At 75.6% G+C, this 21,946-nt stretch carries 17 protein-coding genes and 2 pseudogenes; 11 read left to right on the top strand and 8 right to left on the bottom strand.

The window, feature by feature from the left end; translation table 11 throughout:
- Positions 1–193: 193 nt before the first annotated feature.
- Positions 194–445 (top strand): annotated as a pseudogene (locus R4Z62_RS30940) (hypothetical protein); the annotation flags it as partial.
- Between the two features lie 145 nt (positions 446–590).
- Complete coding sequence (locus R4Z62_RS30935; protein ID WP_491521529.1) at positions 591–896, top strand: hypothetical protein; 306 nt, start codon at positions 591–593, stop codon at positions 894–896.
- A gap of 25 nt (positions 897–921) precedes the next feature.
- Here the strand turns inward: R4Z62_RS30935 and R4Z62_RS30930 are convergent, their stop codons facing one another.
- From R4Z62_RS30930 to R4Z62_RS30910, 5 genes are all read right to left on the bottom strand, one after another.
- Positions 922–1,971: a cytochrome c oxidase assembly protein gene (locus R4Z62_RS30930; protein ID WP_491521528.1), complete on the bottom strand. Its 1,050-nt coding sequence runs from the start codon at positions 1,969–1,971 to the stop codon at positions 922–924.
- A gap of 474 nt (positions 1,972–2,445) precedes the next feature.
- Positions 2,446–3,174, bottom strand: a complete 729-nt coding sequence (locus tag R4Z62_RS30925) for an FAD binding domain-containing protein (RefSeq protein WP_491521527.1) — start codon at positions 3,172–3,174, stop codon at positions 2,446–2,448.
- Positions 3,175–3,361: 187 nt separating this feature from the next.
- Positions 3,362–4,165: an ABC transporter ATP-binding protein gene (locus R4Z62_RS30920; protein WP_491521526.1), complete on the bottom strand. Its 804-nt coding sequence runs from the start codon at positions 4,163–4,165 to the stop codon at positions 3,362–3,364.
- Positions 4,162–5,391 (bottom strand): FecCD family ABC transporter permease, encoded by a 1,230-nt coding sequence (locus R4Z62_RS30915; RefSeq protein WP_491521525.1) that lies wholly within the window; start codon positions 5,389–5,391, stop codon positions 4,162–4,164. Before R4Z62_RS30915 ends, R4Z62_RS30920 begins: the two co-directional genes overlap by 4 nt.
- Complete coding sequence (locus tag R4Z62_RS30910) at positions 5,388–6,386, bottom strand: FecCD family ABC transporter permease (protein ID WP_491521524.1); 999 nt, start codon at positions 6,384–6,386, stop codon at positions 5,388–5,390. Before R4Z62_RS30910 ends, R4Z62_RS30915 begins: the two co-directional genes overlap by 4 nt.
- Positions 6,387–6,644: 258 nt before the next feature.
- Between R4Z62_RS30910 and R4Z62_RS30905 the strand changes: the two genes are divergently transcribed.
- The 8 genes from R4Z62_RS30905 to R4Z62_RS30870 are packed head-to-tail and all read left to right on the top strand — an operon-like array spanning position 6,645 to position 16,962.
- On the top strand, positions 6,645–7,637 hold the full coding sequence (locus R4Z62_RS30905; protein ID WP_491521523.1) for an ABC transporter substrate-binding protein: 993 nt from the start codon (positions 6,645–6,647) through the stop codon (positions 7,635–7,637).
- Positions 7,634–8,428 (top strand): 2,3-dihydro-2,3-dihydroxybenzoate dehydrogenase, encoded by a 795-nt coding sequence (locus tag R4Z62_RS30900; RefSeq protein ID WP_491521522.1) that lies wholly within the window; start codon positions 7,634–7,636, stop codon positions 8,426–8,428. The genes R4Z62_RS30905 and R4Z62_RS30900 overlap by 4 nt, the downstream gene beginning before the upstream one ends.
- A 52-nt stretch (positions 8,429–8,480) precedes the next feature.
- Positions 8,481–9,695 (top strand): isochorismate synthase, encoded by a 1,215-nt coding sequence (locus R4Z62_RS30895; protein WP_491521521.1) that lies wholly within the window; start codon positions 8,481–8,483, stop codon positions 9,693–9,695.
- Positions 9,692–11,329, top strand: coding sequence for a (2,3-dihydroxybenzoyl)adenylate synthase (locus R4Z62_RS30890; protein WP_491521520.1), 1,638 nt, complete (start codon positions 9,692–9,694; stop codon positions 11,327–11,329). Before R4Z62_RS30895 ends, R4Z62_RS30890 begins: the two co-directional genes overlap by 4 nt.
- Positions 11,330–11,341: 12 nt before the next feature.
- Positions 11,342–11,974: an isochorismatase family protein gene (locus tag R4Z62_RS30885; protein ID WP_064536700.1), complete on the top strand. Its 633-nt coding sequence runs from the start codon at positions 11,342–11,344 to the stop codon at positions 11,972–11,974.
- A gap of 5 nt (positions 11,975–11,979) precedes the next feature.
- Positions 11,980–12,207 carry a phosphopantetheine-binding protein gene (locus tag R4Z62_RS30880; RefSeq protein ID WP_355479121.1) on the top strand — a complete coding sequence of 76 codons (228 nt, stop codon included), beginning with the start codon at positions 11,980–11,982 and terminating at the stop codon, positions 12,205–12,207.
- Positions 12,204–16,154 (top strand): amino acid adenylation domain-containing protein, encoded by a 3,951-nt coding sequence (locus tag R4Z62_RS30875; protein ID WP_491521519.1) that lies wholly within the window; start codon positions 12,204–12,206, stop codon positions 16,152–16,154. The genes R4Z62_RS30880 and R4Z62_RS30875 overlap by 4 nt, the downstream gene beginning before the upstream one ends.
- Before the next feature lie 16 nt (positions 16,155–16,170).
- Entirely contained in the window at positions 16,171–16,962 is a 792-nt protein-coding gene (locus R4Z62_RS30870) for a 4'-phosphopantetheinyl transferase family protein (RefSeq protein ID WP_355479125.1), read from the top strand.
- An 891-nt stretch (positions 16,963–17,853) separates the two neighbouring features.
- Here R4Z62_RS30870 and fes read toward each other — a convergent pair.
- The gene (fes, locus tag R4Z62_RS30865; RefSeq protein ID WP_355479127.1) at positions 17,854–19,113 is read right to left on the bottom strand and encodes an enterochelin esterase; all 1,260 of its coding nucleotides are present in this window, start codon (positions 19,111–19,113) and stop codon (positions 17,854–17,856) included.
- 204 nt (positions 19,114–19,317) lie between these two features.
- Between fes and R4Z62_RS30860 the strand changes: the two genes are divergently transcribed.
- Positions 19,318–20,376: a YncE family protein gene (locus R4Z62_RS30860; protein ID WP_491521518.1), complete on the top strand. Its 1,059-nt coding sequence runs from the start codon at positions 19,318–19,320 to the stop codon at positions 20,374–20,376.
- A gap of 168 nt (positions 20,377–20,544) precedes the next feature.
- On the opposite strand, the pseudogene R4Z62_RS30855 reads toward R4Z62_RS30860, so the two are convergent.
- A pseudogene (locus R4Z62_RS30855) lies at positions 20,545–21,072 on the bottom strand (GNAT family N-acetyltransferase); the annotation flags it as partial.
- A 111-nt stretch (positions 21,073–21,183) separates the two neighbouring features.
- On the bottom strand, positions 21,184–21,825 hold the full coding sequence (locus R4Z62_RS30850) for a superoxide dismutase (RefSeq protein ID WP_064536683.1): 642 nt from the start codon (positions 21,823–21,825) through the stop codon (positions 21,184–21,186).
- Positions 21,826–21,946: the final 121 nt, after the last annotated feature.

Here is a 21,946-nt window from a genome sequence, read left to right as displayed (position 1 = left end):
TCGTCGCCGAGTCCGGTGGTGAATCCGCCGACGATGCCGACGAGCGCGGCGACGAGGACCACCACGCTCCCCATGAGGAGGAAGCGGCCGCGGGCCGCCTTCAGTTCGAGCAGGGCCAGGTACACGGGGGGTGCCTTCCAGCGTTCTTCTGTCTTAGGGACACGGTGTCCCCAAGATAGAAGATGGGGACACGGTGTCCCTAAGCGGGGGGGTGGTCAAGTGGGGGGCGGGCGACCAGGGGCCGGGGAGGGACGAGCGGGGGGTGCGGGAGGGGGGCGGCCGGGCGCGGGCTCCTACACTGGCGTCCGTGCCCAAGATCCGTGCCGCCTCCGTCGCCGACCACCGGGCCCAGCAGCGCTCGGCCCTGGTCGCCGCCGCGCGCGAACTGCTCCAGGAGGGCGACGCGGCCGCCGTGACGTTCGCGGCGGTGGCCGCGCGCACGGGCCTGGCCCGCAACAGCGTCTACAAGTACTTCGCCGACCGTCGCGAGCTGCTCGCCGCGGTGGTGCGCGAGACGGCACCCCGCTGGACGGCGCGGATCCGGGCGGAGATGGCGCACGCGCGCTCGCCCGAGGAGCAGGTGGCGGCCTATGTGCGGGCGCAGCTGGCGCTGGTGCGGGACGGCGAGCACCGGATCGCCCAGGCGCTGGCCGCCGACCGGGACGCCGCGGTGCTCCGGGAGGGGCGCCGCCGAGGCGCACGCGGAGATCCTCCAGCCGCTGGTCGCCGCGCTCACCGCGCTCGGCGACGACGCCCCGCGCGTCACCGCGCGCCTGTTGCAGGGGTTCGTCAACGCGGCGACCACGGCCGTCGAGGCGGGCGACGACTTCGAGGCGGTCACCGAACGGGCGGTGCGCCTGGCCACGGCGGCGGTGGGGTCCCTGTCCGGCGGGTGACCGGGGACCGGTTCAGGGCAGGGGTTCAGGGTGTGCCGTGCTGGCGGCGGAGCCGGGCGGCGACCTCGTTGTCCTCGGTCTCCCACCAGGGGCGTACGCGCTCGGTTTCCCGCGGGGCCGCCGTCCCGGACGGCGGCCCGGCCGGGGCCCCCGCAGCACCCGCACCCGCCGCTGCCGCGTCGAGCCGCCGGTCGAGCACCGCGTTGCGCAGGCGCTCGGCGCGGGCCCACTGCGCCAGGACGGCCAGCAGGAAGGGCAGGGCGACCAGTTCGGCGATGGTGAGCATGGCGCCGCCGCCGCCGATCTGCTGGTCGCGGTGGACGTCCGGGGCCCAGGCGGGGGCGTGGTGCAGGTACCAGGCGCCCGCGATCAGGGTGCCGTGGGTCATCACCACGACGCCCGGCACCGCGTCCACCAGCCCGTCCAGGAAGACCAGCGCCGCGCGCACCGGGTGCGAGCACCAGGCGGGCAGCGCCTGTTCGCGGGTGAGCACCGGCACCACGAACAGGCACCCGGCCGCCAGCAGGTGCAGATACATCAGCTCGTGCAGCCAGCCCACACGCAGGGCGGTGGCGAAGTACGGCGTGAAGTAGACGACCAGTTCCGTGGTGAGCACCAGCACCGTGCTGACCAGCGGGAAGGTCAGCACGCGCACCATCGGGCCGGTGACCGCCCGCCGGAGCCGCGCCGCCCGCTCGCCGGGCAGCGCCTCGACGGCCAGCCGCAGCGGGTCGCCGAGGGCGAGGCCGAGCGGCGCGAGCAGGTCGAGCAGGACGTTCTGCACCGCGGCCGGCCAGAACAGGGCGTGGTCGTAGACGGCCAGCGCCGACATCGTGGCCACCACCAGCGCGCCCAGCCCGAGCACCACGAACGCGGCGAGGCGGGCGACCGGCCAGGACCGGCCGGCGCGGCGCAGCCGCAGCACGCCCCAGCCGTACAGGCCGCCCAGGACCGCCACCAGCACCAGCGCGGGGACGTCCGGCTGCCACGAGGTCAGAAGCCGGCCCACGGTCGGTGCGGCGGGGCCGCCCGCGGCCAGTGCCGGGCCGGTCATCGCGTCTGCGCTCACACCCATCGGCTCTCCTCGCCCATCGGCCTATCGGACCCATCGGGTCCATCGGGTCCAACGGACCCATCGGTTGCCGTCACCCACCGGTCTTCTCCACCCAGTGGGGGACGTTTCGGTACAGCTCCCCTGCGGGACGGTAGCGCCCGGCGGAGGCGGGGTCGGCGGCGGGGTGGCAGGTCGGGGAACCGGTGGGGTGCTGACCGGGGAGCCGGTCGGGGCGCGGCGGCCGGCGGCGGTCGGGGCGCGGCGGAGAAGCCACGGCTCCCGGCCGCGGGCGTCTCCCGCAGCCCGTGTCAGGGCGGCGTCTCGCGGCGGGCCGGGCCGTCGCCTCGGCGGGGCGCCGCCCTCGGCCGGGTCCCGGCCGGGACGCGACCCGGCCGCGGTGCGCCGTCGTCCGGCGGGACGCGGCGGCGGCAGCGGAGGGCGAGGCAGAGCGGGGCGGTCCGTCGCCGCCGCGCGCGCCGTGCGATCGGGTCCCGGCTACGGGAGGCCGGCGTCGCCGAGGAGGCGGGTGGTCTGCTCGTGGACGAGGTCCCACGCTTCGGCGGGCAGGTCGCCGAAGGCGGCCGTGGCGCGCAGCGCGTCCAGGGCGGTCGCGGCACCGGTGCCGCAGTCGGCACCGGCGTCGCGTACGTCGTAGCCGTCGCGGACGGCGACATGGAGCTGGTGGTGTCCGGCGCCGTCGGTGTGCAGCGCGGAGGCGACGACCAGGGGCGGCGGGCCGCCCGCGGCGCCGGGCAGCTTGCGGTAGGCGCTCGCGACGGGTGCGTTCCAGCGCAGGGAGAGCAGGACGGCCCCCTTGGCCTCCATCGCCTCCGCCAGGCCGGTCTCCTGGACCCCGTCGGCGTCCAGGACCGTCGCGCGGGCCCGCAGGACCAGGGCGGCGGGCAGCAGGCACCGCAGGCTGCTGCCCACGAGGTTGCCGCCGACCGACGCCGTCCGGCGCACGGCTCCGGTGCCTATCGTGGCGGCGGCCGCGCGCAGCACCTCCGGTACGCGGTCGTCCATCCGGTGCAGCACCACCGCGGCGCCGAGCGTCTCCCGGCCGATGACGTTGGCCTCGGGCAACTCGCGCAGGGACATGGCCTGTTCGGGGAAGCCGTCCCGCTGCCAGGTGGCCCACAGCAGGGTGGCACCGCCTATCGGGACGATCCCTTCGGCCACGCATTCCCGCGCTTCGGACACGGAGGTGGGCAGACGCAACAGCACAGCGGCAGACCTGCTTTCCTGTCGGGGACGGGCGGGACGGGCGGAGGGCGGTCGGGTTTCGGCCGTCCACCCGTCCGGCACGGCGCATTCTCGCCGTACGGAAGGGGGCGCGTACAGGGCTCACACGGACATCGTGCGAGCCGCCGTCCGCCCCCGCTCCGCTGTTCGTTCCGGGTGGTCCGGGACGTCAGGGGCGGGCGCGCGGGACGACGACGGGCGCGGCGTCGCCGGGTGCGCGCAGGATGTCCGCCTCCACCTGGTACAGCTCCTTGACCAGCGCCTCGTCCACCGTCTCGTGGGGCGGGCCCTGGGCGACGACCCGGCCGTCGTGCATGGCGATCAGGGTGTCGGCGTAGCGCGCGGCGGAGGCCAGGTCGTGCTGGACCATGACGACGGTCCGGCCGGCCGCCGCCACCTCGCGGACCAGTTCGAGGACGTCGACGACATGGCCGAGGTCGAGGGCGCTGGTGGGTTCGTCGAGCAGCACGACCGGGGTGTGCTGGGCGAGCACCATGGCGAGCCAGCAGCGCTGGCGCTGGCCGCCGGAGAGGCGGTCCAGCCGTTCGCCCGCCAGCTCCGTGGTGCCGGTGGCCTCCAGCGCGTCGCGTACGGCCCGTTCGTCGTCCCGGGACCACTGGCGCAGCAGCCCCTGGTGCGGGTGGCGGCCGTAGCGGACGAGCCCGGCGACGGTGACGGCCTCCGGGGCGCGCGGCGACTGGGGCAGCAGGGCCACCCGGTGCGCGGCCTGGCGCTGGGTCAGCCGCCAGATGTCGGCACCGTCGGCGTGCACGCTGCCCGCGGTGGGCCGGTGCAGCCGGGCGATGGTGCGCAGCAGGGTGGACTTGCCGCAGCCGTTGGGGCCGACGATCGCGGCCACCTGCCCGGCGGGGACGGTCAGTTCGACGTCCCGGACGACGGGACGGCCGGGGTATCCGGCGTGCAGGCCGGACACGTGCAGGCCGGGGTGGGCGTCGGTCATGGGGGTGGTCATGCCTTTCCGGTGGTCGAGTCCGTACGGAAGAGGGCCCACAGGAGGAAGGGGCCGCCGAGGACACTGGTGACGACGCCGACGGGCAGTTCGACGGGGGCGATGACGCGGCCCAGGGCGTCGGCCGCGGTGATGAGGGCCGCGCCGACCAGCGCGGAGCCCAGCACCGGCACCCGGGTGGGGCCGCTCAGGCGTCCGGCGAGGATCGGTGAGGCGAGCGCGACGAAGGCGATGGGGCCGCCGACGCCGACGGCGAGTCCGGCCAGGGCGACGGCGAGCGCGAGCGCGGCGGCGCGCAGCCGGCGCAGGTCGACGCCGAGGCAGGCGGCCGTGTCGTCGTCGAAGCGCAGCAGTTGCAGCCGGTGCCCGGCGGCGAGCGCGAGCGGCAGCAGGAACAGCAGCGCGATCAGCAGCGGTGTCCCCACGTGCCAGTCGCGGCCGTTGAGGCTGCCGACCGCCCAGAGGAACACGCCGCCCGCCGTGTTGTCGTTCTCCCGGGACATGACGAGGTCGCCGACCGCGCCGACCACGGTGGACACGCCGATCCCGACGACGAGGAGGCGGTAGCCGGCACTGCCCGCGCCGCCCGCGCACAGCACGACGAGGACGGCGGCGGCGACGGCGCCGACCGGGCCGAGCCACCAGTCGCCGACCATGCCGGTGGAGGATCCGGCGGCGGAGGCCACGACCGCCGCGGTGGCGCCCTCGTTGACGCCGATCAGGTCGGGGGTGGCGAGCCGGTTCCCGGCCAGGGTCTGGGTGAGGCAGCCGGCGACGCCGAGGGCGGCGCCGACCATGAGGCCGACGAAGACGCGCGGCAGCCGGAAGTCCCGCACGATCATGACCGTGCCGGGGTCGCCGTTCCCGAGCAGTCCGGACACGGTGTCGTGCAGGCTCATCCCGGTCGAACTGGCCATCACCGCCAGCGCGATGAGCAGGGCGACAAGCGGCAGGAGCAGCGCGGCGGCGAGGGCGCTGCGGCGCGGGAAGAGCCAGGAGAGCGTGCCGGCGCGCAGCACGACGCTGTCCGGCGGGGCGATGCGGGCGGCGGGCGGGCCGGGCGCGCCCGCGTCGCCGTCCGCGGGGGCGGAACCGGTCTCCCGGGCGGAGGACGTCACTCCGCCGTGCACCGCCGTTGCGGGCCCGGCGGCCCCCGCGCCCTCCGGAGCCTCCAGCGCCTCACCGCCCCCCGCCGCGCGGTCCGGTGGGAGGGCGGGCGAGGCGGTCATGAGGCGGCTCCGGCGGTGGAGAGGCGGGAGGAGCGGGCGATCCAGACGAGCAGGGGTCCGCCGACGAAGGCGAGCAGGACGCTCACCGGGGTCTCCCAGGGGCGGATGACCACCCGGGCGAGCAGGTCGGCGAAGATCATCACATCGGCGGCGACGAGTGCCGACAGCAGGAGTTGGGCGGCCATGCGGGCTCCGGCCAGGGCGCGGGCGGCGTAGGGGGCGAGCAGGCCGAGGAAGGCGATCGGCCCGGCGACGGCGACCGCGCAGCCGGCCAGCAGGGAGACGGCCGCCGCGACCACCAGGCGGATCCGGCCGGGGTGGTGGCCGAGCGAGCGGGCGCTGTCGTCGCCGAGGCCGAGCGCGGCCAGCGGCCGGGCGCAGCCGAAGGCGACCAGCACCCCGGCGGCCGCCAGGGGCAGCAGCGGCAGCAGGTCGGCGGTGCGCACCCCGGCGAGCGAGCCGATCGTCCAGTAGCGGTAGACGTCGAAGGTGGACTGCGTGCCCAGCAGGACGTAGGAGGTGAGGCCGTGGAAGGTGGCGCCGAGCGCGGAGCCGGCCAGGACCAGGCGCAGCGGGGAGCCCGCCGCGCGTCCGCCCGCCGCCAGCAGCAGGACCACGGCGCTGGCGGCCATGCCGCCGAGCAGCGCCCACACCAGCAGAGCGGTCGCCGAGGAGGCGCCGAAGAAGGTGAGTCCGACGACGACGGCGAAGGCGGCACCGGAGTTGACGCCGAGCAGTCCGGTCTCGGCGAGCGGATTGCGGGTGGCGGCCTGGAGCAGGCAGCCCGCGGTGCCCAGGCAGACGCCGACGAGAACGGCCGCCAGGGTGCGCGGCAGCCGTACGTCCACGACGGCCAGGCGGAGTTGGGGATCGGCGCGGGCGGTACGGTCGCCCAGGAGGTAGTCCCAGGCGCGACCCGGCGAGCTGGAGCCGGTGCCGATGAGCAGCGACGCCACGCACAGGGCCAGCAGCAGGACGAGAAGGACGGCGGCCACGGGGGCGACGGGACGTTCTCCGGCCGGGTGTTCGTTCCGGTGGCCGGATCCGAACCGTATGGACCACCCTCTCCGCATCAACATATGGTTAGCCTAACCTAAGCAGGTATCCGCCCAGGTGGCGGGGCGCTCGTGCATCCGTATGTCCGGATGTGCCCCGATCCGCACGCCTTCACGACGCCTTCACGACGTACCGCACGCCGGAGTGCGACTCCCGTCCTCGGGCACACGACAGTCGAACAACGGAGATTTCAGGCCATGATGCCGTCGACCCGTATCCCTTCCCGCCTCTCCCGCCGTACCGCGGCGGTGGCCCTCGCCATCGCCTGTGGGGTCGTCCTCAGTGCCTGTGGTTCCTCGGACGACGACTCTCCCAAGAGCGGTGCCGCCGGCACAAGTGGCGGGGGGCGGACCTCGGTCACGGACGCGTCCGGCACCAAGGTGGAGATCCCGAAGACGCCCGAACGGGTCGTGGCGCTCAGCGAGATGGACCTCGACTCCGCGCTGGCCCTCGGCGTCAAGCCGGTCGGTCTGAGCGCGGGCCGCGGCCAGAAGGGCGCCCCCGAGTACCTGGCCCAGCAGGCCCAGGGCATCCCGGTGGTCGGCGCGGTCACCGGCCCGGACATCGAGAAGGTCGTCCAGGCCAAGCCCGACGTGATCCTCGCCGGGCAGACCGCCGACGCGCAGGTGCTCGCCCAACTCCGCAAGATCGCCCCCACCGTGGTCACCATCGACAACACCAAGAGCTGGAAGAAGTCGCTGGAACTCACCGGTCAGGTGCTCGGCAAGGCCGACGCGGCCAAGAAGTTCCTGGCCGACTACGACACCAAGGCCGCCGCGCTGAAGAAGGACCTCGGCGCCAAGGCCGGCGCCACAGTCTCGGTGGCCCGCTACTCCGCCAAGGGCACCGCCGTCATGCAGCAGGGCGTCTTCATCAGCGACGTCCTCAAGGACCTCGGCTTCAAGCGCCCCGGCATCCAGAACGAGAAGGGCCAGGGCCACTCGACGCCGCTGAGCGACGAGAACCTCAAGGAGATCGACGGCGACTGGCTGTTCATCGGCACGCTGTCCTCGGCCGGCCCGGACAAGGGCCTGCTGGACCAGTTGCAGAAGAAGCCCGCCTACCGCGAGTTGAACTCCGTGCGCGAGGGCCACGCCACGCTGATCGACGGCTCCAAGTGGACCAGCCTGGGCGGTGCCGAGGCCGCCGACTCCGTGCTCGGCGACATCCGTAAGGCCATGGTCAAGTGAGCGCCGGACGGGAACTGGCGGGCCGGCTCGCCCTCGTGACGGGGGCGGGCCGGGGCATCGGCGCGGCCGTGGTGAGCGCGCTCGCCGAGCAGGGCGCCCGCGTGCTCGCCACCGACGTGGACGCCGGCGCGGTGCGGGCCACGGCCGCCGCCGCGCCGGAGCGGGTGACCGCCCGCGCCCTGGACGTCACCGACGCCGCCGCCGTGGACCGGCTCGTCGCCGAGGCCGAGGACACGCTCGGTCCGCTGGACATCGCGGTCAACGTCGCCGGGATCCTGCGGGGCGCGCCCGTGGTGGACCTCGACGACGCCGACTGGGCGGCCGTGTTCGCCGTCAACACCCAAGGTGTGATGCATGTCTCACGGGCCGTCGCCCGCCGGATGACCGCCCGCGGCCGGGGCAGCATCGTCACCGTCGCCTCCAACGCGGCCGGCGTCCCACGCAGCGGCATGGCCGCCTACGCCGCCTCCAAGGCGGCGGCGGTGATGTTCACCAAGTGCCTGGGCCTGGAGGTCGCGGGCCGCGGGGTGCGCTGCAACACCGTCTCCCCCGGCTCCACCCTCACCGACATGCAGCGCGCCATGTGGGCCGACTCCCCCGAGGGCGCCGAACGCGGCCGGCGCGCCGTCATCGAGGGCGACCTCGCCACGTACCGCACCGGCATCCCGCTCGGCCGCGTCGCCGAACCGTCCGACGTGGCCGACGCCGTGGCCTTCCTCGTCTCCGACCGCGCCCGCCACATCACCCTGCACGACCTCTACGTCGACGGCGGCGCCACCCTCGTCGCCTGACGCACCGGCACCGCCCGCATCCTCCGTGGTGCCCCCACTGCCTGGAGACCCCATGACTGCCTCCCTGCGCGAACCCGGCCTCGGCGCCGTGGAGTCCGCGCCCGCCGACCCCGCTCCCGGGGCGGCGGTCGCCCTGCTCGACGCCTACCGGGCCGGATCCGACCGCTTCCTCGCCACTCCGCACCGCACCCTCCTCGGCACCGGCACGGCCGCCGAAGTACCGCACGGCGGCGACCCGTTGCCCGGCCGGGTGGGTGAACTCCTGCACTCCCTGCGGCGGCCGGGCGAGAGCGCCCCGCTGGTCCTCGGCTCGGTGCCGTTCGCCCCGGACGGCCCGCTCGCGCTCGCCGTGCCCGAGTCGGTGCGCCGCGCGCCCGCGCTGCGCCACGACCCGCTCGTCGCGCTGCCCGCGCCCGAGCCGGCCGACGGCGCCGGCTGGCAGGTGCGCGAGCGGCCCGCGCCCGAGGAGTACGCGGCGGCCGTGGCCGCGGCGGTACGGCGGATGCGGGACGGCGAGTTCGACAAGGTCGTTCTCGCCCGCACCCTGGAACTCACCGCTGCGCACGAGCCGGACCTGCCCGCCATGCTCAACCGGCTGGCCCGCCGCGACCCCGCCGGCTACACCTTCGCGCTGCCCGGCGGCGGCGGCCGCACCCTGGTCGGGGCCAGCCCGGAACTCCTCGTCGCCCGCCGAGGCGCCCTGCTGACCGCCAACCCGCTGGCCGGCTCCGCGCCGCGCAGCGCCGACCTCGCCGAGGACGTACGCCGGGCGGTGGCGCTGCTGGAGTCGCCGAAGGACCTGCACGAGCACGCCGTCGTCGTGGACGCCGTCCGGCGCGCCCTGGAACCGCTGTGCGGGCAGCTCCAGGTGCCCGAACGGCCCACGCTGGTACGGACGGCGGCCATGTGGCACCTGTCGACCACGGTCACCGGCGAGGTCACCGACCCGGCCGTCACCGCGCTCGACCTGGCCTGCGCGCTGCACCCGACCCCGGCGGTGTGCGGGTCGCCCACCGACGCCGCCCGCGCGGTCATCGCCGCGTCCGAGCCCTTCGACCGGGGCGCGTACACCGGCATGGTCGGCTGGCAGGACGCGGACGGCGACGGCGAGTGGGTCGTGACCATCCGCTGCGCCGAGGCCGAGGGCCGTACGCTGCGGCTGTTCGCGGGCGCGGGCGTGGTCGCGGACTCCTCGCCGCAGGCCGAGACGGCGGAGACCGCCGCGAAGTTCCGCACCTTCCTGGACGCCGTGGGGGCCGCGCTGTGACCGGCTCCGCCCTCACCCCGGGACTCGACGCGCCCACCTGGCCCGAGGAGTTCGCCGCGCGCTACCGGGCGGCCGGGTACTGGCGCGGCGAGACCTTCGGCGGCATGCTGCGCGAGCGGGCCGCCGCCCACCCCGACCGGGTCGCCCTCGTCGACCCGGCACCCGAGCGCCGCACCTGGACCTACCGCGAACTGGACCGGGCCGCCGACCGGCTGGCCGCCGGGTTCACGGCGCGCGGCATCGGCCGCGGCGACCGCGTGGTGGTCCACCTGCCCAACCGGGGCGAGTTCGTGGAGGTCGTCTTCGCGCTGTTCCGGATCGGCGCGCTGCCGGTGTACGCGCTGCCCGCGCACCGGGAGACGGAGATCGCGCACTTCTGCTCCTTCTCCGAGGCCGTCGCCTATGTGATCCCGGACGTGCACGGCGGCTTCGACCACCGGGAGCTGGCGACCCGGATCCAGGAGCGCACGCCCGGCCTCAAGCATGTGTTCGTGGCGGGCGAGGCGGGCGCGCACACCCCGCTGGCCGACGTCCCGTGCGAACCGGCCGCCGAGCCCGAGGGCCCGCGCCCGCACGAGCTGGCGTTCCTCCAGCTGTCCGGCGGGACGACCGGGGTGTCCAAGCTGATCCCGCGCACCCACGACGACTACCTCTACTCGCTGCGCGGCTCCAACGAGATCTGCGGCGTCGACGCGGACACCCGCTTCCTCGTGGTGCTGCCCGCCGCCCACAACTTCCCGATGAGTTCGCCGGGCTGGCTCGGCGTGCTGTACGCGGGCGGCACGGCCGTGCTGTGCCCGGCGCCCGACCCGGGCACCGCCTTCCCGCTGATCGAGCGGGAGCGGATCACCATGACCGGCCTGGTGCCGCCGCTGGCCCTGGTGTGGACCGACGCCGCGCCCGCGAGCGCGTACGACCTGTCGAGCCTGGAACTGGTCCTGGTCGGCGGCGCCAAGTACAGCGAGCAGGCGGCCCGCCGACTGGAACCCGCGCTCGGCTGCCGGCTGATGCAGGTCTTCGGCATGGCCGAGGGCCTGGTCAACTACACCCGGCTGGACGACGACCCGGAGACGGTCGTCACCACGCAGGGGCGGCCCATCTCCCCCGACGACGAGATCCGGATCGCCGACGACGAGGGACGCGAGGTGCCCGAGGGCGCCTTCGGGCATCTCCTCACCCGCGGCCCCTACACGATCCGCGGCTACTGGCGGGCGCCCGAGCACAACCGCACCGCGTTCACCGAGGACGGCTTCTACCGCACCGGTGACATCGTGCGCCGCACGCCGAGCGGGCACCTCGTCGTGGAGGGCCGGGCCAAGGACCAGATCAACCGGGGCGGTGAAAAGGTCGCCGCCGAGGAGATCGAGAACATCATCCTCGGCCATCCGTCCGTGCACGACGTGTCCCTGGTCGCCGTGCCGGACGAGTTCCTGGGCGAACGCACCCTGGCCTATGTGATCCTGCGCGCGGGCGCCGAGCCGCTGCGGCCCGCCGCCGTCAAACGGTTCGTCCGCGAACGCGGTGTCGCCGCCTACAAGGTCCCCGACCTCGTCGAGTTCGTCGACACCTTCCCGCAGACCGGCATCGGCAAGGTCAGCAAGAAGCACCAGCGGTCGACCGCCGAGCAGCGCTGAGAGGCCCCACCCATGGCACTTCCCTCCATCCCCTCCTATCCCCTGCCCACCGCGGACGAGCTGCCCGAGGGCCGGGTGTCCTGGTCCGCGGACCCGGCGCGCGCCGTCCTGCTGGTGCACGACCTCCAGCAGCACTTCCTGTCCGCGTTCCCGGCCGGCGCGCAGCCGCTGACGGGCATGCTGGACAACAGCGCCCGGGTGCTGAAGCGGGCCCGCGGGCTCGGTGTGCCGGTGGTCTACTCGGTCCAGCGCGGCGGGCAGAGCGCCGAGGAGCGCGGTCTCCAGCTGGACTTCTGGGGCCCCGGGGTCGCCGACGACCCCGAGGCGCTCGCGGTGCCCGGCGCCGTGGCGCCCGAGCCCGCCGACACGCTGCTCACCAAGTGGAAGTACAGCGCGTTCGCCCGCACCGACCTGGAGGCCCGCATGCGCGGGTGGGGGCGCGACCAGCTGCTGATCGTCGGCGTGTACGCGCACATCGGCGTGCTGATGACGGCGTGCGACGCGTGGATGCGCGACATCCAGGCGTTCGTCGTCGCCGACGCGGTCGCCGACTTCTCCCGCGCCGACCACGAGATGGCCCTGCGCTGGGCCGCCGGCCGCTGCGCGGTCGTGACCACCACCGACGCGCTCTTCGAGGAGGTGTGAGCGGCATGGCCCTCACCCTGGACCAGATCCGCAACGACATCGCCGACAGCCTCGGCGAGGACCCGGCGGACATCCCCGTCGACGAGGACCTCCTCGACCACGGCCTGGACTCGGTGCGCATCATGGCGCTGCTGGAGCGCTGGCGCCGCGAGCACGCCGTCACGGCCGAGTTCACCGACCTCGCCGAGCGGCCCGCCGTCTCGGCCTGGGCCGACCTGCTGGGGGTCGCGTGACCACCACGCTCACCGGCGGGCCCGGCGCCCCGGCGGGAGCGGAGTCCGGCGCCGGGGAGCGGGAACTGCCGCTGACCGCCGCGCAGTCGGGCATGTGGTTCGCGCAGGCGCTGGACCCGCTCAGCCCCGCCCAGAACACCGCCGAGTGCCTGGAGATCGACGGCCCGCTGGACGCGGAGCTGTTCGCGGCGGCGCTGCGGCGGGTCGTCGCGGAGAGCGACGCGCTGCGCATCCGCGTCGAGGACGGCCCGCACGGCCCGCGCCAGTACGTCCGCGCCGCGGTCGGACTCCCGCTCACCGTACGGGATCTGCGCGCCGCCGGTGACATGGAGGAGGCCGCGCGGCAGGCCGAGGCGTGGATGCGCGCCGATCTGGCCGAGCCCTGCGACCTGGCCGCCGGAGAGCTGTTCGGGCACGCCCTGTTCCGGCTCGGCGAGCACCGCTGGCTGTGGTACCAGCGCATCCACCATCTGGCCATGGACGGCTTCGGCTACTCGCTGCTGGTGCGCCGCACCGCCGAGGTGTACTCGGCGCTCGCCCGCGGCGAGGAGGTGCCGCCGGGGCGGTTCGGGCACCTGGCCGACCTGGTCCGGGACGACGCCGCCTACCGGGCCTCCGAGGCGTTCGCCGCGGACCGCGCGTACTGGACGGCCGCGTTCGCGGACCGTCCGGAGGTGCCGCGGCTCGCGGGCCGTGGCGCGCTGGCCGCGCGGACCTTCCACCGGCGCCGGGCCCGGCTCTCGCCCGCCGCCACCGAGCGGCTGCGCGAGCAGGCCGCCGGGCTGCGGGCCACCTGGCCGGACGTGCTGATCGCCGCGCAGGCGCTGTACGTCTCGCGGGCGACCGGACGGCCCGACGTGGTGCTCGGTCTGCCCATGATGGGCCGGATGGGCTCGGCCGCGCTGCGTGTGCCCGGCATGGTGATGAACGTGCTGCCGCTGCGCCTTGCCGTCACGCCGGGCGCCACCTTCGCCGCGCTGGTGCGGCAGGTCGTGCTCGGCGTCCGCGAGGTGCGCAGGCACCAGCGCTACCGCTACGAGGACATCCGGCGCGATCTCGGACTGCTCGGCGAGCAGCGCGCCCTGGTGGGTCCGCTGGTCAACGTCATGCCGTTCGACTACGGCGTGGACTTCGCGGGCGCCCCGGTCCGCGCCCGCAACCTGTCCGCCGGACCGGTCGAGGACCTCACCGTCAACGTCTACGACCGCGCCGACGGGCGGGGTCTGGCCATCGACCACGACGGCAACCCGGCCCTGTACGACGACGAGGCGCTGGCCACGCACCAGGAGCGGCTGCTGCATCTGCTCGAACAGGTCGCGCAGTGCGATCCGCACGCGCCCACGGCCGCCCTCGGCATCGCCGGAGCCGCCGAACTCCCGCTCGTGCTGGAGGAGTTCAACCGCACCGCCCGCGCCGTCCCGCCGACCACACTGGTCGGCCCGATCGAGGCGCAGGCCGCCCGCACCCCGGACGCCGTCGCCGTCACCGACGGCACGCTCTCGCTGACGTACGCCGAACTGGACGTACGGGCCAACCGGCTGGCGCACCACCTCCAGGGGCTGGGCGCCGGGCCGGGAGCCGTGGTGGCCGTGTCGGTGCCGCGTTCGGTGGAGCTGGTGGTCGCCCTGCTCGCGGTGGTCAAGGCGGGCGCCGCCTGTCTGCCGCTGGACCCGGACTACCCGGAGCAGCGGCTGGCGTACATGCTCGGCGACGCGGTGCCGGTGTGCGCCGTCACCGACCGCGCCGGACGGCTGCCGCGCGAGGCGGACGTGCCGCTGGTGGTCCTGGACGGGCTGGGCCTGCCGGACTCGCCGTGGGTGACCCCGGCACGCGCGCTGACGCCCGCGCATCCGGCGTACGTCATCTACACCTCCGGTTCGACGGGCCGGCCCAAGGGCGTGGTGGTGTCGCACGGGGCGATCGACAACCGGCTGCGCTGGATGCAGCACGCCTACGGGCTGACCCCGGCCGACCGGGTGCTCCAGAAGACGCCGTCGTCGTTCGACGTGTCGGTGTGGGAGTTCTTCTGGCCGCTGCGCGAGGGCGCCACCCTGGTCGTCGCCGGTCCCGGTGTGCACAAGGACCCGGTGGAGCTGGCCCGGCTGATCGCCGGACAGGCCGTCACCACCTGCCACTTCGTGCCCTCCATGCTCCAGGTCTTCCTGGCCGGGCCGCGGGCCGGCGACTGCCGGGCGGCGCTGCGGCGGGTGTTCTGCAGCGGCGAGGCGCTGCCCCGGGAGACCGCGCACGCCTTCGCGCGCGTCCTGCCGGGCGTGGAACTGCACAATCTGTACGGGCCCACCGAGGCCGCCGTCGACGTCACCCACCACGCCTGCGACCCGGCGGACGAGGGCCCGGTGCCGATCGGGCGGCCGGTGTGGAACACCCGCCTGCACGTCCTGGACGCGGCGCTGCGGCCCTGCCCGCCCGGGGTGCCCGGTGAACTGTTCCTGGCCGGACGGCAGTTGGCCGACGGCTATCTGGGCCGCCCGGGGCTGACGGCGGCCCGTTTCGTCGCCGACCCGTTCGGGCCGCCCGGCGGCCGCATGTACCGCACCGGCGACCTGGCCCGCTGGACGGACCGGGGCGAGGTCGAGTACCTGGGCCGCACCGACCACCAGGTCAAGCTGCGCGGCCAGCGCATCGAACTCGGCGAGATCGAGGCGGCGCTCACCGCCCAGGACGGGGTGGACGGGGCGTGCGCGCTGGTGCGCGAGGACCGGCCCGGCGAGCAACTGCTCGTCGGCTACGTCACCGGGGACGCCGATCCGGTGGCGGTGCGGACCGGAGTGGGCCGCACGCTGCCCGAGCACATGGTGCCGAACGCGGTCGTCGTGCTCGACGCCTTCCCGCTGAGCCCCAGCGGCAAGCTGGACCGGCGCGAGCTGCCCGCCCCGGTGTTCGCCGGGACGTCCCGGGACCGGGAGCCGGCCGACGCCCGGGAGGCGGCGCTCACCCGGCTCTTCGCCGAGGTGCTCGGCGTGGAGCGGATCGGGCCCGACGACACGTTCTTCGACCTGGGCGGCACCTCGCTGCTCGCGGTGCGCCTGGTGGCCCGGGTCCGGGAGGAGTTCGGCACCGAGCTGACCATCGGCTCGCTGTTCGAGGCCCCGACCCCGGCGGCGCTCGCCGCCCGGCTGGACGGTGCCGCACCGGCCGCCCGCGACGCGCTCGGCGTCGTCCTGCCGCTGCGTGCCGGCGGCGAGCGGCCCCCGCTGTTCGCCGTGCACCCGGCCGGCGGCCTCGCCTGGTGCTACGCGGGTCTCGCGGCCCGGCTCGGCCCCGACCAGCCGCTGTACGGCATCCAGGCGCGCGGGCTCGGCGACGACAGCCCGCTGCCGCGCACCCTGGAGGAGCAGGCGGCGGACTACGCCGAGCGGATCCGCGAGGTCCAGCCGCACGGCCCCTACCGGCTGCTGGGCTGGTCGGTGGGCGGGGTCCTCGCGCACACCGTGGCCGTACGGCTGCGGGAGGCCGGTGAGCGGGTGGACCTGCTGGCGCTGCTCGACGCCTTCCCCGCCGAGCAGTGGCGGGAGCGGCCCGCGCCCGAGGAGGGCGACGCGCTCACCGCCGTACTGCGCATGGCGGGCTTCGAGCGGGCGGGCGAGCGGACCCGTGAGGACGTGCTGGCCACCCTGCGCCGGGCAGGCAGCCCGCTCGCCGGGCTGAGCGGGCACACCCTGTCCAGGATCGTCGACATCGTGCCCAACCACGCGCGCATGATGCGCGAGCACCACCACCGGCACTTCGACGGCGACCTGCTGTTCTTCACCGCGGCGGCGCCGCGCGCCGAGGACTGGCTGACCCGGGAGGCGTGGCGCCCGCACATCGGCGGCGCCCTCGACAACCACGACCTGGACTGCACGCATCCGCAGCTGCTGCGCGAGCACCACCTCGACACGGTGGCGTCCGTGCTGTCGGCCCGGCTGAAGGAGATCACCGCGTGAGCGCCGCGGACGGATCATGAACGGGGGCCCCGCGGCGGGGCCGCGGCTGCGGCCGCGCACCTGGACCTGGCCGCCCCGGATGCCGCTGCCCGACCCGGCCGACGGCCCGCACACCTGGCTGGTGCGGGCCCCCACGACCGGCGTCTCCCCCGTCCGGGAGACGCCTCCCTCGGCCCTGTCCGTGCTGGACGCCGGGGAACGGCGCAGGGCGGCGGCCCTGCGCCGCCCCGGCGCGCGGGCGGCGTACGTGACCGCCCATGCCGCGCTGCGCCGGCTGCTCGGCGTCTATCTGGGCGTCCCGGGGGCACGGGTGCCGCTGATCCGGCTGCCGTGCCCCGGCTGCGGGGAGCCGCGCGGGCGTCCCGCGCTCGCCGGTCCGGACGGCGCCTGGCTGCACTTCTCGCTGTCGCACACCGGACCGGTCGCCATGCTCGCGGTCGCCGGTGCTCCGGTCGGCGTGGACGTGGAGCGGGTGCCCTCGGCACGGCTCGCGGCCGACGCGGCGGCGGCGCTGCACCCCGCCGACCGCGCGGAGCTGGCCGCCCTGCCCGACGAGGCCCGGCCGGCCGCCTTCGCGCGCTGCTGGACCCGTACGGAGGCGATGGTGAAGGCCACCGGAGAGGGACTCTCGGGCCCCGGCCTCGCGGCGTTCCGCCGGGGGACCGCCGAGCTGCCCGCGCGGGTGGCCGGGTGGCGGCTCCTGGACGTGGCGGCACCGCCCGGCCACGCGGCGGCGTGCGCACTGCCGGTCAGCCGTGCGGAGGGTACGGGAGCGGATCAGGAGCGGCCGTCGACACGGGCACGGTGAGTCACGGCCGTACGGCCGCTCGGTCGGCCGGTCGTTCGGTGGCCCAGCGGTGTGCCGGTGGCGATGGCCCGGTGGCCCGGTGGCGGTGGCCCGGTGGCCCGCCGGTGCGTGGCTGGACCGCGCTCGTCCCACCGGCGCACGGCCACGGCCGGCCGGTGGACGGACAACCGCCGTGCGGTGGCCGGACGGACCGGCGACGGGCACGACGACCCGGTGCACGGCCGTGCCGAACCGCCCCGCCGCCCGGAGCGGAGCGGTCCGGCGGACGGGCGACGGGGAGGCGCGGCGGCGGCCCGGTACGCCGGGCGTCCGAGGACGGCTGCCCGGAACCTGGCCGGGCCGCGAACGCACGCCCGGAGCGGAGCAGTCCGGCGGGCGACCGACCGGGGACACGGCGGCGCCAAGTCCCCCGGCCGGGCCCCGGCCGCGTGCCCGCCGCCCCGCACCGCCGCCCCGGCACCGCCGCACGGCCGCCGGGCACGCGCCCGCGCTCCGGTGGACGGCGGACCGGTACACGGCCGAACCGCCGTGCCGCGGCCGCCCCCGCCACCCGGCCCCCGCACGGCGGTCGGCGGACGGGCGGCCGGGGCACGGCGGCGGTCCGACGCATGGGGCGCCGGTGCGCGACGGACCCGTGCGCGGCCGGATCACGGACGTGTCGGCAGGCCGGTTGTCGTGCATCGGTTCGCCGGGCGGCGGGGGGCGCGTGGCGGCGGTCCGGGGCGGGCGTCCGGCGGCGCTGCGGGTGGCCTTCGTGCGAACCGGGGGGGCCGGGAGCCGGAGTCCGGGGCTCCGGGGTATCCGGCGGCGCGTTGGGCCGTCACCGTGCGAACCGCGCGCCCCGGAGCCGGAGTTCCGGTTCCCGGGCGTGCCGGGTCAGTGGCCGGTGAGTCAGCGGTCGGTGAGCAGGGCCGTCAGGCCCTCGGAGAGTTCGGTGCGCCAGCACAGGTAGTCGTGGCCGCCGTTGAACTCGCGGTAGACGGCGTCGTCGTAGCCCGCGGCGGCCAGGGTCTCGCGCAGCCGCCGGGCGGCGGGCAGGGCCACCCACTCCTGTTCGCCGAAGGAGAGCCGGAACCGGACGGGAAGCCGTGCGCTGGAGGCGAGTTGTCCGGTCAGCCACTCGGCCCCGGGACCGTCCGGCCACCAGAACGAGCCGGACTGCGCGAGGACGTTGCCGAACCGGTGCGGGCTGCGGAAGGCCGCGTAGGCGGCGGTGAGGCCGCCGAGGCTCTGCCCGGCGACGACGGTGCGCGCGGGGTCCGCGGTGAGCGGCAGCCGGGTCCCGGCCCAGGGCAGCAACTCCTCCTCCAGGAAGGCCACGAACTCCGGGCGGCAGGTCAGTTCGGCCCACCGGGTGGCGGCGTCCACGGAGTCCGGCAGCAGGGCCGCGACGGGCGGGATGCGGCCGTCGGCGATCAGGTTGTCCAGGAGGTGGGCGATGCCGAGGCCCGGGTGCCAGTGCTCACCGTCCAGCAGGACCAGGACGGGGAGTTCGGCCGGTGCGGCGGCCGTGGGCGGCGGCGTGTAGAGCCACACCCGCCGGTGGTCGCCGAGGTGGCGGCTCGGCACCCGGTGCTCGCTCACCGTGCCGCGCGGCACGTCCGGCCGGGGCCGCCAGTCGGCCGCGCGCGGCGCGTGCGGGAGTTCCGCGCAGGCGATCGGCTCACCGCCCCAGCGGCGGGGCAGCCGACGGGTGTTGTACGGGTCGGCGCGGCGGTTGCGGCGCAGCCACTGCCAGTACTCCGGGTGGCCGGGCGCGGGCCCGTCGCCCTCGTCGACGAAGAAGTCGTACGTGCCGCGCCAGTCGGTGCGCAGCCGGACGGTCCAGTGCCATACGTCGGTGCCGGGCGCGCGGCACATCACGTTGCCCTCCGGGGCGCGCGGGTCGCCGAGCTTGTTGGGCATGACCTGGACCGCGCGGGTGCCGGGCCCGCCGCGCCACAGGAAGGTGACGGCGCGGTGGTCGGCGCTGCCGAGCGGATCGGGGCCGATCAGCGGGGTGCCGCTGCGGCTCACGTCCGCCCAGAACCGGGTCAGGCCGGCCGGTCCGGGCAGCGCGCAGGCGGGTTCGGCGAGCAGGGGGAGCGCGCTCGGGCGGGCCAGGCGCGGCGGGTGCTGCGGGGCGCCCTTGGGCGGTGCGGTCACAGTCATGCGATGCGGCTCCGGTGCGGGGACACGAGGGATCGGCTGATCGACTTAGGTTCACCTTACCGCTGTCTCCCGCTCAGGGAACCGGTCGGTCGGGGCCGGACCGGAGACCGGCTTGACCTCTGATCAACTTAGGTTAGGCTAACCTTTGTTTCCGGCACCGGTCCCTGCGGTGCCGTACACGCCCGAACACGGAAGTGGGAAAAGATGTCCTCAGTCACCCGCCGGATCCGCCGCACCGCCGCGATCGCCGTGGCGCTCGCCGCGGGCAGCGCGCCGCTCCTGGCCGGTACGGCCTCCGCCCACACCGCCCACGCCGGGCACGGCTCGACCGTCGCCTCGGCCGCCCTCGCCAAGGGCCTGTACCAGTCGGCGTACTCCGAGCGGAACCACGTCCTGTGGGCCACCACCGCCGTCGGCCGCCCGCCGGTCACCTCCTCGGCGCTGCTGAAGGTCGACCCGCGCACCCTGTCCGTGCGGGCCGCCTACACGCCGCCGGTCACCGACGCGGCCACCGGCGCGGTCGAGGCGGTCTACGGCGTCGCCGTGGACGACGAGCACGACACCGTCTGGACCACCAACACCCGCGACAACTCCGTCGCCGTCTACAGCCAGCGCACCGGCAGGCACCTGGCCACCCTCCCGAACGTGGCGCACGCCCGCGAGATCGTCGTGGACGAGCGCCACGACCTCGCCTGGGCGAGCGGATTCGGCGACGGCAGCGTGGTCGCGTTCGACACCCGCACCTTCAAGGAGAAGAAGCGCGTCACGGTGGACGGCGCCGCCCCGACCGGCCTCGCGGTCAACGAGCGCACGGGCACGGTGTACGCCGCCGACCTGAACGGCGACCGGCTCATCGCCGTCTCCCCCTACGCGAAGGACCCCTCCTTCATACCGGCCGGTGACGGCCCGATCTCCGTGGCCCTGTCCGCCGACGGCCGCACCGCCTACGCGGCCGACCAGACCGCGGGCGGCGTCTCGGTGGTCGACCTGCGCGGGAAGACCGTCACCAGGAGCATCCCGACCGGCGCGGGCGCACTGTCCGTCGCGGCCGACGCGCGCACCGGCCGCGTGCTCGTGGCCAACCGCACGGACGGCGACGTCACGGTCGTCGACCCCCGCCGGGGCGCCGTCGTGGAGACCCTGGCCACCGGCGCGAACCCCAACCATGTGACCGTGGACCGCGGGACGGCCTACGTGGTCGACAAGTCCGGCGCCGGTCCGGAGGGCCAGGACCAGGTGCACCGCATCCGCATCGGCCGCTGACCCGCCCGGCGCGGTCCCGTACGGCCGGCGGCACGGCCGCCGGACCGGCCCGCCGACCGGTCACACCGGGCGGCGGGCCGGCCGTGTCACCTGCGCCGTGGGCGCCGACAGCGCCGCGCGGGCCGGGCTTTCCGTCCGCACCGTCGCGTCCTCCGGCGCGGCCGGGTCCGGGTCCGTCGCCAGCCGGGCGTGTGTCTCCACGTCGTGCCGGACGCCGTCCCAGGCGAGCTTCTGCCGCTGGACGCCCTCGGCGGCAAAGCCCGCGGCGCGCGCCACCCGGCAGGAGGCCGGGTTGTCGACACGGTGCCCCGACTCCAGGCGGAAGAGTCCGAGTTCGCCGAAGCACCAGTCGGCCAGTGCCCGGCAGCCGCCGGTCGCCACCCCCCGGCCGCGAGCCGCCGAGGTGGTCCAGTAGGAGATCCAGCCGGTGCGGTGCCGCTCGTCGACACGGCCGACCGCGACCCCGCCCAGCGCCATGCCGTCACGGTCGGCGACGGCGAAGGCGTGGGCGGTGCCCCGCTCCCCCTGCTCGCGCCGCCGCGCGATCCACTGCCCGGCCTGGGCGACCGTGCCGACGGGCGCGTCGGCCTGCCGCTCCATCAGCGGCTCGGCGAAGGCCCGCAGCACCGCCGGGGCGTCAAAGAACTCCCAGGGCCGCAGCACCAGACCGCCCGGCACCTCGATGTGCCCCCGCATTCCGTACCCCCGTACGCCGTCCCCGCCCGCGTGCCCGCGCCACCGCTCGCGCCGCACGGCTCACATCGTACGGTCCGGCCGGGCGCCAGGGGGACGGTCCGGGGTGCGCGGTCAGGGCGCGAGGAGCAGGACGTTGGTGCGTTCCTTGGCGGCGGCGTAGCGCCTGGCGACGTCCTGCCAGTTGACGACGGCCCACATGGCGTCGATGAAGTCGACCTTCTGGTTCTTGTACTGGAGGTAGAAGGCGTGCTCCCAGGCGTCGAAGACGAGGATGGGGGTGGAGCCCTGTCCGACGTTGCCCTGGTGGTCGTAGACCTGTTCGACGACGAGGCGTCCGCTGAGGGGTTCGTGGGCCAGGACGCCCCAGCCGGAGCCCTGGGTGGTGGCCGCGGCCTTGGTGAGCTGGGCCTTGAACCCGGCGAAGGAGCCGAAGGACTCGGTGATCGCGTCGGCCAGCTCGCCCACGCCGTCCTGGGCCAGCGGCTCGCCGCCGCCGTCGCCCGTCATGTTCTGCCAGTAGATCGAGTGCAGGATGTGCCCGGACAGATGGAAGGCCAGGTTCTTCTCCAGGCCGTTGATCGAGCCCCAGGTCTCCTTGTCACGCGCCTCGGCGAGCTGCTCCAGCGTGTCGTTGGCGCCCTTCACGTAGGCCGCGTGGTGCTTGTCGTGGTGCAGCTCGATGATCTCGGGGCTGATGACCGGCGCGAGCGCCGAGTAGTCGTACGGCAGTTCAGGCAGCGTGTAGATCGGCATGTCCGACGCCCTTCGTGTTATTGCGAACCATGTGCATCTGCACGCTAACAGCAGAAGGCCCGGGGCGCCGATCATGCCTTGGACCTAGGTCCGGCGACGGGGGACGGCGTCGGTATGCTCG

It is taken from the genome of Streptomyces sp. PL-25, from assembly GCF_058344915.1.
Note: the sequence above shows the minus strand (reverse complement) of the source record. Positions and strands in the feature narration are given on the sequence as shown.

Bases quoted from the DNA above. Each gene is read 5' to 3' on its own strand.
- R4Z62_RS30930 (WP_491521528.1), bottom strand. From the start codon at position 1,971: ATGGGTGTGAGCGCAGACGCGATGACCGGCCCGGCACTGGCCGCGGGC.
- R4Z62_RS30860 (WP_491521518.1), top strand. From the start codon at position 19,318: ATGTCCTCAGTCACCCGCCGGATCCGCCGCACCGCCGCGATCGCCGTG.
- R4Z62_RS30895 (WP_491521521.1), top strand. From the start codon at position 8,481: ATGACTGCCTCCCTGCGCGAACCCGGCCTCGGCGCCGTGGAGTCCGCG.
- R4Z62_RS30935 (WP_491521529.1), top strand. From the start codon at position 591: ATGTGCGGGCGCAGCTGGCGCTGGTGCGGGACGGCGAGCACCGGATCG.
- R4Z62_RS30870 (WP_355479125.1), top strand. From the start codon at position 16,171: ATGAACGGGGGCCCCGCGGCGGGGCCGCGGCTGCGGCCGCGCACCTGG.
- R4Z62_RS30885 (WP_064536700.1), top strand. From the start codon at position 11,342: ATGGCACTTCCCTCCATCCCCTCCTATCCCCTGCCCACCGCGGACGAG.
- R4Z62_RS30905 (WP_491521523.1), top strand. From the start codon at position 6,645: ATGATGCCGTCGACCCGTATCCCTTCCCGCCTCTCCCGCCGTACCGCG.
- R4Z62_RS30880 (WP_355479121.1), top strand. From the start codon at position 11,980: ATGGCCCTCACCCTGGACCAGATCCGCAACGACATCGCCGACAGCCTC.
- R4Z62_RS30920 (WP_491521526.1), bottom strand. From the start codon at position 4,165: ATGACCACCCCCATGACCGACGCCCACCCCGGCCTGCACGTGTCCGGC.
- fes (WP_355479127.1), bottom strand. From the start codon at position 19,113: ATGACTGTGACCGCACCGCCCAAGGGCGCCCCGCAGCACCCGCCGCGC.
- R4Z62_RS30915 (WP_491521525.1), bottom strand. From the start codon at position 5,391: ATGACCGCCTCGCCCGCCCTCCCACCGGACCGCGCGGCGGGGGGCGGT.
- R4Z62_RS30850 (WP_064536683.1), bottom strand. From the start codon at position 21,825: ATGCCGATCTACACGCTGCCTGAACTGCCGTACGACTACTCGGCGCTC.